Origin of the sequence: Xanthomonas sp. NCPPB 1638, assembly GCF_041475635.2 — a bacterium.
Lineage (GTDB): Bacteria > Pseudomonadota > Gammaproteobacteria > Xanthomonadales > Xanthomonadaceae > Xanthomonas > Xanthomonas cucurbitae.
In genome coordinates this window covers 1,087,911-1,099,742 of the sequence record NZ_CM192984.1, presented here as the reverse complement: position 1 = coordinate 1,099,742, position 11,832 = coordinate 1,087,911, and the positions used below count along the sequence as shown (strand labels likewise).

General features: G+C 66.8%; 10 protein-coding genes. 6 read left to right on the top strand and 4 right to left on the bottom strand.

The window, feature by feature from the left end:
* Positions 1-77: 77 nt before the first annotated feature.
* The 4 genes from ACCQ13_RS04780 to lexA all read right to left on the bottom strand — a co-directional run bounded on the left by ACCQ13_RS04780 (position 78) and on the right by lexA (position 6,190).
* Positions 78-3,329: an error-prone DNA polymerase gene (locus ACCQ13_RS04780; protein ID WP_167526828.1), complete on the bottom strand. Its 3,252-nt coding sequence runs from the start codon at positions 3,327-3,329 to the stop codon at positions 78-80.
* 175 nt (positions 3,330-3,504) lie between these two features.
* Positions 3,505-4,923 (bottom strand): Y-family DNA polymerase, encoded by a 1,419-nt coding sequence (locus ACCQ13_RS04775; RefSeq protein ID WP_104605475.1) that lies wholly within the window; start codon positions 4,921-4,923, stop codon positions 3,505-3,507.
* 9 nt (positions 4,924-4,932) lie between these two features.
* Positions 4,933-5,583 (bottom strand): translesion DNA synthesis-associated protein ImuA, encoded by a 651-nt coding sequence (gene imuA / locus ACCQ13_RS04770; RefSeq protein ID WP_167526827.1) that lies wholly within the window; start codon positions 5,581-5,583, stop codon positions 4,933-4,935.
* A 1-nt stretch (position 5,584) separates the two neighbouring features.
* Positions 5,585-6,190, bottom strand: a complete 606-nt coding sequence (gene lexA, locus ACCQ13_RS04765) for a transcriptional repressor LexA (RefSeq protein ID WP_104605473.1) — start codon at positions 6,188-6,190, stop codon at positions 5,585-5,587.
* A 147-nt stretch (positions 6,191-6,337) separates the two neighbouring features.
* Here lexA and ACCQ13_RS04760 point away from each other — a divergent pair, with 147 nt between their 5' ends.
* The 6 genes from ACCQ13_RS04760 to ACCQ13_RS04735 all read left to right on the top strand — a co-directional run bounded on the left by ACCQ13_RS04760 (position 6,338) and on the right by ACCQ13_RS04735 (position 11,826).
* A complete protein-coding gene (locus ACCQ13_RS04760) occupies positions 6,338-6,559 on the top strand; it encodes an AbrB/MazE/SpoVT family DNA-binding domain-containing protein (RefSeq protein WP_104605471.1) in 222 nt (73 codons plus the stop codon).
* 9 nt (positions 6,560-6,568) lie between these two features.
* Positions 6,569-6,994, top strand: coding sequence for a type II toxin-antitoxin system death-on-curing family toxin (locus tag ACCQ13_RS04755; protein WP_104605469.1), 426 nt, complete (start codon positions 6,569-6,571; stop codon positions 6,992-6,994).
* A 202-nt stretch (positions 6,995-7,196) separates the two neighbouring features.
* Entirely contained in the window at positions 7,197-7,772 is a 576-nt protein-coding gene (locus ACCQ13_RS04750; RefSeq protein WP_104605477.1) for a (2Fe-2S)-binding protein, read from the top strand.
* Complete coding sequence (locus tag ACCQ13_RS04745) at positions 7,745-8,833, top strand: FAD binding domain-containing protein (RefSeq protein ID WP_167526994.1); 1,089 nt, start codon at positions 7,745-7,747, stop codon at positions 8,831-8,833. The genes ACCQ13_RS04750 and ACCQ13_RS04745 overlap by 28 nt, the downstream gene beginning before the upstream one ends.
* Positions 8,830-11,127, top strand: coding sequence for a xanthine dehydrogenase family protein molybdopterin-binding subunit (locus ACCQ13_RS04740; RefSeq protein WP_159406718.1), 2,298 nt, complete (start codon positions 8,830-8,832; stop codon positions 11,125-11,127). The genes ACCQ13_RS04745 and ACCQ13_RS04740 overlap by 4 nt, the downstream gene beginning before the upstream one ends.
* 177 nt (positions 11,128-11,304) lie before the next feature.
* Positions 11,305-11,826 carry a fibronectin type III-like domain-contianing protein gene (locus ACCQ13_RS04735; protein ID WP_223214401.1) on the top strand — a complete coding sequence of 174 codons (522 nt, stop codon included), beginning with the start codon at positions 11,305-11,307 and terminating at the stop codon, positions 11,824-11,826.
* Positions 11,827-11,832: the final 6 nt, after the last annotated feature.

The following is an 11,832-nucleotide window of genomic DNA, read 5'->3' as shown; positions in this document are numbered from 1 at the left end:
TGCAGAAGCTCGGGGATGGCTGCCCCAGGCAGGACAGCGACTGCGGCGACTGACTGGCGGAGTGTGGAAACACATTCTTAGTGGAAATCGCGCGAAGGCAACTGCATCTGGCCGAGCAATTCGCTGAGGTCGTACAGATCGCCGGCGATCAGGTGCTCCACGCCGTCCACGCGTTCCCAGCGGCCGCGCACTGCGAGCAGGCGCGATTCCAGCAGCGCGCGGCGGCGGCGCAGCGCGAGGTGCGCCCAGACGATGACGTTCATCATGCCGTGCTCGTCCTCCAGGGTGACGAAGATGGTGCCCTTGGCGGTGGCCGGGCGCTGGCGCTGGGTGACCAGCCCGGCCACGTGCACGCCGCTGCCGTGGCGGCGCCCTTGCAGCTCGCGCAGGCCCAGGATGCGCCGTTGCAGCATCTGCGGGCGCAGCAATGCCATGGGGTGCTGGCGCAGGCTCAAGCCCACCGCACGGTAGTCGGCCAGGATCTCCTCGCCGGCGCGCGGGGCCTCGAAGTGCACCGGGCGTTCGGCCGGGCTACCCGGCAACAAGGGCCGCCGCGCTTCCACTCCAGCCATGGCCCAGCGCGCGGCGTTGCGGTTGCCCACGATCGACTGCAGCGTCCCGGCTTCGGCCAGTACCAGGCGAGCCTTTTCATCGAGTGCGGCGCGCAGGCACAGGTCGCCGATATCGGCGAAGGCCCGTTGCGCGCGTGCGGCGACGATGCGTATGGCCACCTCTTTCGACAAGCCGCTGACCTGGCGCATGCCCAGCCGGATCGCCGGTTGTTCGCCGGGGTCTGCATCGCTGCGCCACGGTCGCCCGCCCACCAGGATGTTGTCCCAGTCGCTGTGCAGCACATCCACCGGCAGCACCTCCACGCGCGCGCGCTCCTGGCTGCCGCGGCGCGCGTCCTGCACGATCTGGCTGGCCGAATAGAAGCCCATCGGCTGCGCATTGAGCAGGCCACAGGCGAATGCGGCCGGCTCGTGGCGCTTTAGCCAGCAACTGGCATAGACGAGCTTGGCGAACGAGGCGGCATGGCTCTGCGGAAAGCCGTAGGAACCGAAGCCCTTGATCTGTTCGAAGATCTGGTCGATGAAGCTGGAAGCGTAGCCTTTGCCCTGCATGCGTTCGCGCACGCGGGCACGGTGTTGCTCCATGTCGCCGCCGCGTCGCCAGGCCGCCATGGAGCGGCGCAGATTGTCCGCCTCGCTCTCGGTGTAGTCGGCCGCATGCATCAGCAGCTCCATCACCTGTTCCTGGAACAGCGGAACACCAAGGGTCGGCTTGAGGATGTCTTCCACTTCCGGCGAGGGATAGTTCACTTCCTCGCGGCCCTGCCGCCTGCGCAGATACGGGTGCACCATGTCGCCCTGGATCGGCCCGGGGCGTACGATCGCCACTTCGATCACCAGGTCGTAGAACACCGCAGGCTTGAGCCGCGGCAGCATTGCCATCTGCGCGCGCGATTCGATCTGGAACACGCCCACGGTATCGGCACGCTGGATCATCTTGTAGGTCGGCGCATCGTCACCCGGCAGCGTGGCAATGCTGTAATGACGGCCACGGTGGCCGCGCACCAGCTCCAGTGTCTTGCGGATGCAGGTGAGCATGCCCAGGGCCAGGCAATCGACCTTGAGCAGCTTCATGGTTTCCAGGTCGTCCTTGTCCCACTGGATGATGGTGCGATCGGCCATCGCGGCGTTTTCCACCGGCACCAGCAACGACAGCGGCGCGTCGGAAATGACGAATCCGCCGACATGCTGCGACAGATGCCGCGGGTGATCGCGCAGCTGCTCGGTCACCGCCAGGACCTTGCCGATCAGCGGGTTGGCCAGATCGAAGCCGGCTTCTTCGATGCGCTGTTCCATCGGTGTGTCGCCGTTTCCCCAGCCGTAGCAATTGGCCAGCAGGGCGATCTGGTCCGGCGGCAGGCCAAAGGCCTTGGCCACATCGCGCACCGCGCTCTTGCCTCGGTAGCAGATCACCGTGGCGGCCAGGGCTGCACGTTCGCGTCCATATTTGGCGTAGACATACTGCAGCACTTCCTCGCGGCGTTCGTGCTCGAAATCCACGTCGATATCCGGTGGCTCGTCGCGTTTTTCCGATAGGAAGCGCGCCATCAGCAAGCGGGTTTCATCGGGATTGACGGCCGTGATGCCCAGCGCATAGCACACCGCCGAATTGGCCGATGAGCCGCGGCCCTGGCAGAGGATGTTCCTGGACCGTGCAAACCGCACCACATCCTGCACGGTGAGAAAGAATGCCTCGTAGTTCTTGTGGGCGATCAACGCCAGCTCTTTTTCGATGTCCTCGCGCACCTTGGCCGAGATGCCACCTGGCCAACGCTGGCGGATGCCGGCCTCGGTGAGCTGACGCAGATAACTGGCAGGCGTGTGTCCTTCCGGCACCAACTCCTTGGGATAGGTGTATTGAAGCGTGGAGATATCGAAGGTGCAGCGCTGCGCCAACGCCACCGCAGCCTGCAGCAAGGCCGGCGGATAGATATTGCCCAGCGCGCGCCGGGTGCGCAGATGCCGCTCGCCGTTGCGGAACAGCTGCGCACCGCACTCGGCCAGCGGCAGGCCGTGGCGGATGGCAGTCAAGGTGTCCTGCACGATGCGCTCGCGCCGCTGCGCCATGTGCACATCGCCGCTGGCCAACGCGGTCATGCCCAGGCGCTGGGCCAGCAGTTGCAACGCCTGCAGGCGTGCGGCGTCGTCCTGTTCGCGATGCAGTTCCACCGCCAGAAACACACGCTCGCCGAATACCTGCTGCAGCCACGCACCCTGCTCGGCCTGTGGCTGCACGCCGGGCAGCCACAACGCGAACACGCCCGGCACCCCATCGCGAAACTGCGCTGCCACCTCGGCGCGCCCCAGCCGATAGGCGCCCTTGCCTGCCGCGCGCCGTGCACTGGTAATCAGCGCACACAGCTGCCGATAGCCTTGCGCATGTTCCACCAGCAACACCAAGCGGGTGCCATCGACCAGGGTGAATTCGCTGCCGACGATCAGCCGCACCCCGGTGGCACGCGCCGCTTCCAGGCCGCGCACGATGCCGGCCAGCGAGCATTCGTCGGTGATCGCCATCGCGTTGTAGCCGCAGTACTGCGCACGGGAGAACAGCTGCTCGGCGCTGGACGCGCCACGCAGGAACGAAAAGTCCGACAGACAGTGTAGTTCGGCATACGCAGGCAGGCCATCGGCCTCCTGGGCATGGACAATGTCGTCGTTGGCCGCGCGCAGCCGTGCCGCAACGTTCCAGCCACGCGGCATGCGGCCGCCGGGGGTGTCGCGGTCCACCCCATCGACGGCGTCGTCCCCGCTCATGGGCAGACCTCGTCGATAGCGCGCCAGGACACACGGATTTTCCGCTGCGCGACAGATCGCCTGGCTGCCGGCGCTGCGGCGGATTGCACGCGGTGCGGGCAGCGGCGGCATAGGCCACTGTCACGACAAACCGCCGACCAGGAGATATCCCCGTACCGCACGCGCATGCCCCCGATCACGCAAACCACCCGTGTAGCATCCACCCCTCCACGCGGCCGGGCGCGGCAAACACCCAGGCACGCCGGCCGCGCGCGGTTTCCACCACGTAGTAGTCGCGCCGCGCTTCGTCGTCGTCCCACCAACCGCTTTCCAGGCGTTCCGGGCCGGACACGATGCGCAGCTGCGCATCGTGCAGCGGCACCGGTTGCGGCAGCAGCCAGGTGGGTCGCGGCGGGCGGGCCGGCGCGGCGGCTTCGTGCACCGCATCGCCGATGGCGCGGCGCCAGGCGCGTTCCGGACGCGGGTCGGCGGCGGGCAACACGCGGTACACCGCCTCGTCGCCCAGCCGCGCACGCAGCCGCTCGCGCAGCTGCGGCCAGTCCACCGATTGTTGCGCGCGTTGATCGAACAGGTCGCGCATGGCCGGCACGAAGGGCGGCAGTTGGCGTGCCAGCAACCGCATTGCCACCACCGGCTGCGGAATCTCCACCCGTTCCAGCCGGTTGCGGGCCAGTTCGAACAACAGCGTGGGCGCACGCTCGGGCGTGAGCAGGCCGATCTCGACATCGGTGGCGCCTGCTTCGTGTTCCAGCCGCAGCAAAAAGCGCTGCACGCCACCATCGCGGATCGACAGATAGGTGCACAGGTCGCCGATCAATCGGCGCAGCGGGAACAACAAGGCCGGGTGCGTTTCCACCTCGTAGCCCAGCTCCACGCGCTGGTCGAAATGGTCCGGCGGCGCATAGCAGTCCAGCGGGTCATCGGCATCGCCGTAGAGACGATCCAGATGTTCCAGCAAGTCGACACCGAAACGCCGGCGCAGGCCGTCGCGCGGCAGCGCACGCACTGCGGCGAGCGTACGCACGCCCATGTGCTGCAGGCGCTCGCCGGCATCGCCCGGCAAGGCCGCGCGGCGCACCGGAACGGTGTCCAGCGTGCGGTGCAAGGCCGGCAGTTCGGTCACCACCATGCCATCGCGCAGGCCGGCCAGCACGCGCGCCGCGCGCGGTGTGGGCGCCAGCGCAAGCCGGTGCTGGAAGCCCAGCGCCTGCAGTTCATCGCGCAAGCGGCGCTCGAAGCGTGGCCAGGGGCCGAACAAGCGAAAGCTGGCTGCCGCTTCCAGCACGATGGCACGCGACCACTGCTGGCTCACCAGCGAGCTATGCCGGTATGCCCAGGCCGCCAGAAACCGCTGCGTGCGCGCTTCGTTCTGCGCGTCGTAATCGAGGGTGCGCACCTGCGTCATCAGCGCATGCGCCGCCGACAGCCGCATCCCCGCCTTCAAGCCGGCCGCTGCGGCTGCGGCATTGACCGAATGCAGGTTGCGCAGCTGCGCCGGCCCCTGCACCAGCACCAACGGTGCCTGCGGTTCTTCCAGACGCCGCAGGACAGCGTCCAGCGCCAGCTGCGGCAGCAATAGACAGGCCCACAACATGCGCGCGCCTCAATGCGCCAGCCGTAGCGGCTGCGACGGCACCTGCCCGCCGCGGCACTTGCGCACCTGCCAGGCATCGCGCTCGGGCAGGAATTCCAGCCGCAGCGCCGCCGGCGAGGCGTTCACCGCATGGCGACGGTCGCGTAACGCGAACGCGCAGCAGTTGCCGCTGTCGGCCGCCACCTGCAGGCGCCGCAATGCGCGGGCATCGCCGGTCTGCGGCCAGCCCAGCACGGCCGCACAGGCACCGCTGCGCAGGCATTGCTCGAACGCCCACAGTGCTTCGCGCGGCTCGGCCTGCACCACTTCCAGCTGTTGCAACACCACCCCGCCCGCCTGCCAGGCCGGCGCATACGGAATGAACGGCGGCGCCACCAACACCACCCGACTACCGGCGCCGGTCATGCGTGCCAGCGTGGGCAGCAGCAAGGCGATCTCGCCTACGCCATGGGCGGGCAATAAAAGTTCGGTGAGCGCGCGCCGCGGCCAGCCGCCATCGGGCAGCACCGCATCCAGCCCGGCATGCCCGGTGGCTTCACCGCCGGTGACGGTGGCCGTGCCCTGGCCGGCCCGCCACACCGTGCGCGCCGCCAGCAATGCGTCCAGCGGCATGGCCACCGCCGCATTGCCGTGTTGTCGCAGTGGCACCGGCTCGCTCATCTCAGCCCTGCCGGATCAGGCCGCAGTAAAGTCCTTCGATCGCGAAGTCGGCATCGGCCGCCACCACGATCGGCGCATGCGCACGGTTGCGCGGCAGCAGGCGGAGACGCTCGGGGCCACGCTCCAGCCGCTTGATGGTGATTTCGCCATCCACCCGCGCCACCACGATCTGCCCGTCGCGCGCCTCGTTGCTGCGGTGCACGCCGACCAGATCGCCATCCAGGATACCGTCGTCGATCATCGAATCACCCTGCACCTGCAGCAGGTAATCCGGCTGCAGCGAAAACAGCGCGCGGTCCAGCCATAGTTGCCGGTCCAGGCCGATGTCGGCCCCGATCGGCACACCAGCCGCCACCCGCCCCAGCACCGGCAACGCCAGCAAGGCATCGCGCCCAGCAGCGCCGGGCATGCGGATACCGCGCTTCTGATTGGGCCGCAGTTCGATCAAGCCGGCCTCGGCCAGCGCCTGCACATGCTTTTGCGCCGCGGTGCGCGAGGCGAACCCGAACGCCTGTGCGATCTCGGCCAGGCTGGGCGAGACACCGGCATGGGCCTGCTCCTGCAGGAAGGCCAGTACCGCAGCGCGTTGGGGGGACAGGGTAGACATGGATGAGCGAGCATCAACGTGACAAGGTGTACATTTGTACACCAAGCCGTCGCAGCAGGCGAGATTGGCTTGCTGAGCCGCTTCATGCATGCGACTTGCAGGCAACCGATTGCCGAGTTATAACTTTCGTACAAACATGACGCCACCATGAAACTCAAGATCACCGCCATCGGCAATTCCGCCGGGGTCATCCTGCCCAAAGAACTGCTGGCCCGCCTGCGCCTGGGCAAGGGCGACGAGCTGTATGCCTTGGAAACGCCCGACGGCGTCAAGCTGACGGCCTTCGACCCCACCCTGGCCGCACAGATGGACGTGGCCGAACAGGTGATGCGCGAGCGACGCACGCTGCTGCACAAGCTGGCGCAGTAACCTGCCGCCATGATCGTCTGGATCGAACGGCCGCTGGTACTGGCCATCCATGACCGTCAGCTGGCCGAGCATGGCGGCGCCAGCGGCGTGCGCGCCGATGCGCTGCTCGACTCGGCGCTGGCTAGACCCAGGCAGTTGCTGTCCTACGGCGACCCGCCGCCGGATCTGGCGGCACTTGCCGCCAGCTTGGTGTATGGCCTGGCGCGCAATCATCCGTTTGTCGACGGCAACAAACGCACCGCCGCCGTCGCCTGCGAAACCTTCATCGTGCTCAACGGCGCAAGTTTGGTGGCAGACGATCTGGAGCTCTACGGGTTCTATATCGGGCTGGCCGACGGCACGTTGGACGAGGCGGCCTGCGCGGCATGGTTGCGGCCTCGCCTGCAAGTGCGCCACCAGCAGCGCGTCAACGAATCAACGCCTCACTACGGCTGAAGCGGGCTGGCCGATGCGCCGCCTGCGGGATGCTCAGCCGGCAACGGCTCGCCACCACGCTCACTGCACCCATCGCAATACCATGCCCAGGCCTGCTCGGAATCGCCTTGCAAGCATCGCTTCGGTGTCGGCGTGGTCACCCTGCGTTGACCGCAGCATGGTCATGGTGGTGACCCTCCTCAGCCATCGCCACGGGGTTCGCATGCATGCCACGCCCGCCGCCGCCCATGACACGTCATCGGCACCGGCCACGTCCGCGCCCACCTATCCGGTCAACCTGCGCATCAACGGCCAGCCTCATCAATTGCAGCTGGAAGCCTGGGTCAGCCTGCTCGACCTGTTGCGCGACCGGCTCGATCTCACCGGCACCAAGAAAGGCTGCGATCACGGCCAATGCGGCGCCTGCACGGTGCTGGTGAACGGGCGCCGCATCAATAGCTGCCTGACACTGGCGGTAATGCAGGACGGTGCCGACATCACCACGGTCGAAGGCCTGGCCGACGGCGAGCAGCTGCATCCGCTGCAACGCGCCTTCATCGAACGCGATGCCTTCCAGTGCGGCTATTGCACACCGGGCCAGTTGTGCTCGGCCGCCGGCCTGATCAACGAAGGCAAGGCGCACACCCGCGACCAGGTGCGCGAATTGATGAGCGGCAACCTGTGCCGCTGCGGCGCCTACCCGCAGATCACCGACGCGGTGATGGATGTGCTTGGCGCATCCGGCCAGGCAAGCGACGGCGCGAGTAACCACTGGGAACCAGGGACGGTGCCGGCATGATGCCGCTCAGCTATGCGCGCGCAGACAGCATCGAGGCGACGCTCACTGCCATCGCACCACGCGGCCACGCTGTGCATCCACTGCCGTCGGAAGCGCCCGTGCGGCTGATTGCCGGCGGTACCAACCTCACCGACCTGATGAAGCTGCAGCTAATGCGGCCCAGCCACCTGTTCGACATCAATCGCCTGCCGTTGGACAGCATCACCAGCCAGCCCGATGGCGGCATGCGCCTGGGCGCACTCGCGCGCAACGCCGACACCGCCTATCACCCGGAAGTGGAAACACGTTACCCATTGCTGAGTGCGGCGATCCTGGCCGGCGCGTCGGCGCAGATCCGCAACATGGCCAGCAATGGTGGCAACCTGCTGCAGCGCACGCGCTGCATGTATTTCTACGACAGCGCCACGGCGTGCAACAAGCACACGCCAGGTAGTGGTTGCTCGGCCATTGGCGGGCTGACCAAATACAACGCCATTCTCGGTGCCAGCCCGCATTGCATCGCCACGCACCCCTCGGACATGTGCGTGGCACTGGCGGCACTGAATGCCGTGGTGCATGTGCAAGGCCGCACGGGCGAACGCGATATCGCATTCGCCGATTTCCATCGCCTGCCCGGCGAACATCCGGAGCTGGACAGCACCCTGGCACCGGATGAGTTGATCGTGCATATCGACCTGCCCGAGGCGCAGCGGTTCGCAGCGCATAGCGCCTACCTGAAAATCCGCGAGCGCCTGTCGTATGCGTTTGCGCTGGTATCGGTCGCTGCCGCGCTGGATCTGGCCGAAGACGACAGCATCCGCGATGTACGCGTTGCCCTGGGTGGCGTGGCGCACAAGCCCTGGCGCAGGCCCGAGGCCGAAGCACAGTTGGTGGGTCTACCCGCCAACGCAGACAGTTTCGCGCGCCTGGCCGACGCGTTGCTGGAGGGCGCGCAGCCGCAGGGCGCCAACGCCTTCAAGCTGCCGCTGGCACGTCGCGCCATCGTGCGCGCGCTCGAGGTCGCGCGCGAGGGCAGCATCGACAATCGCGGGCGCCCCCATGCGCTGGAGGAATCGCCATGAACGCACGTAGCACCGATCTATCCAACACCGAATTGACGCCACCGGTCGCCGATCAAGGCACCGGCTTCCGCCCCACGGGCACTGGTGTACCGCGCATCGATGGACGTGCAAAAGTCACCGGCCAGGCACGCTATGCCGCCGAATGGCCGGTGCCGGATCTGGCCCATGGCGTGGTGGTCAGCAGCAGCATTGCGAAGGGCACCATCGTCGGCTTCGACTTGGCGGCCGCGCGCGCGGTCCCCGGCGTGCTGGAGATCGTCACCCATGAGAATCGTCCGCATATGCGCGGCATGGATCTGTTCTACAAGGACATGACTGCCCCACCCGGCTCGCCATTCCGCCCGCTCTACGACAACGTCATTCGCTACAGCGGCCAGCCCATCGCGCTGGTGGTGGCCGAAACATTCGAGGCGGCGCGGCATGCTGCACATCTGGTGCAGGTGGAGTACGCGCAGGAACCGCAGGAAACCGACCTGATGACCCAGCTGGGCCGCGCGCACAAGCCCAAGGGCATGCGCGCCGGCTTCACACCGCCGCCCAAGGACAAGGGCGAGCCGGACAGTGCCTTCGTCAATGCCGCCTGCCAGGTGCAGGCCGACTATTACAGCGGTGTGGAGCACCACAATCCGATGGAGCTGTTCGCCTCTACCGTGATCCGCGAGGCCGATGGTCACTTCACCATCTACGACAAGACCCAGGGCTCGCAGAACAGCCGCTGGTACGTCTCGCATGTGTTCGGCCTGAGCAAGCGCAAGGTGACCGTGCGCAACCCCTACGTGGGCGGCGCGTTTGGCTCCGGGCTGCGCCCGCAATACCAGCTGGCACTGGCGGTGATGGCCTCCATCCTGCTGGACCGCTCGGTGCGCGTGGTGCTCACCCGCCAACAGATGTTTACTTTCGGCCACCGCCCGGAAACCGTACAGCGGCTCAAGCTCGGTGCCGACCGCGACGGTACGCTGCGTGCGATCTGGCACGAGGCGATCGCCGAAACCTCGCGCAGCGAAGACTATGTGGAAGTGGTGGTCAACTGGAGCGGGCAACTGTACGCCTGCGATAACGTGCACCTGGGCTACAACTTGGTCAGCCTGGACCAGTACAGCCCGATGGACATGCGTGCGCCCGGTGCCACCCATGGCATGCATGCACTGGAAGTGGCGATGGACGAACTGTCTTATGCAGTCGGCATCGATCCGCTGGCGTTGCGGCTGAAGAACTACGCCGAGGTCAATCCGGCCGACGGCAAACCGTTTTCCAGCAAGGCCTTGCGCGAGTGCTATCAGCAAGGCGCCGAACGCTTCGGCTGGTCGCAGCGTCCGCCGCAGCCGCGCGCGCGCATGGAAGGCCGCGAATGGGTGGGCTGGGGCATGGCCACCGGCCAATGGGACGCGATGCAGATGTTCGCGCGTGCGCATGCCGTACTGCATGCCGACGGGCGCTTGGTCGTGAGCAGCGCCGCCAGCGATATCGGCACCGGCACCTATACGGTGATGGCAATGATTGCGGCCGAGGCCCTGGGCCTGCCGCTGGAACAGGTCACCTTCCAGCTCGGCGATTCCACCTTGCCGGTCGCTCCCATCGAAGGCGGCTCTTCGCATGTGAGCACGATTGGCTCGGCGGTGGATGGCGTCTGCGGAAAATTGCGCACGCAGCTGTTGCGGCTAGCGCAGGCCCTGCCCGATTCGCGCTTTGCGCGGGCAAGGCTGGACGATGTGGTGTTTGCCGATGGCAACATCGCCCTGCGCGCGGACTCCAGCAGTGCCATCGCCTTGCGGGAACTGCTGCGGGCGGCCGGACGGGAGCAGATCCAAGACAAGTTCCTGCTGCTGCCCAATCTGCTCAAGCAACGCAAGTACACCCGCGCCACGCATGGGGCCGTGTTCGTGGAAGTGCGTGTGGACGAAGAACTGGGCACGGTGCGGGTAACGCGTGTGGTCAGCGCCATTGCGGCCGGGCGCATCCTCAACCCCACCACTGCGCGCAGCCAGATCATCGGCGGCGTGGTGTGGGGCATCGGCCAGGCGCTGCACGAACATACCCAGTGCGACCATCGCTTCGGCCGCTTCATGAATCACGATCTTGCCCAGTATCACGTGTCCGCCAATGCCGATATCCACGACGTCGAGGTGATCTTTGCCAACGAAGACGATCGCGTGGTCAGCAGCCTGGGCGCAAAGGGCGTGGGCGAGATCGGCCAAGTGGGCGTCTCTGCGGCCATCTGTAACGCCATCTTCCACGCCACCGGCAAACGCATCCGCAGTACGCCGATGACACCGGACAAGGTGATGGCCGAGTGAGCGCCCCCTTGCGGGATCGGCGGATTCCGCAGTACGGTGTAATGGCATCTACTGACGGGCCCGACATCGCACCACGCACTACCATGGCGTGCCCAACACGGCATTGTTCCCCTTTTTGGCCATGGCCCGACCTATAGGCCAATCGCCTACACCGATCTGCAGCTGAGTGCGTCGCGGATGACAGCCACCGGCAGCCTGCAAATCAGCGCCCGCATCAGCAACCAAGTCAGCCGCGACGTCGACGAAGTGGTGCAGCTCTATCTGCGCGACCGCACTGCCAGCGTCGTGCGCCCGGTGCGCGAGCTCGAGGACTTCCGGAGGGTCAGGCTGCCTGGCGGCGGCAACGTTACCGTGCAGTTCGAGCTGCGTCGCGCGCATCTGATATTTGTCGGGCAAGCAATGACCGCGATCGCGAAGCCGGGCCTGTTGGATGTCTGGCTCGCACCGTCTGCATCAGCCGACGGCCTGCCAGCCAGTTTTGGACTATTGGGCTTATGCCTGCTGCGACGACCAGCGTGGCGGCGCTGGTCATCGACGCGGGTGCACGGCAGGGCGGCTCCCCGTCTAATCACCCACTGCCGTAAACGCGGCACTGGTACGCCAACCATCATCGACGCCCTGACGCTGCCGGGCTTACGCCGTCGGGTGAAGCAGCCCAGATGCGTATTGCAAGGGTGCCCGCTGGCAGGAGCGCATTGAAGCGAG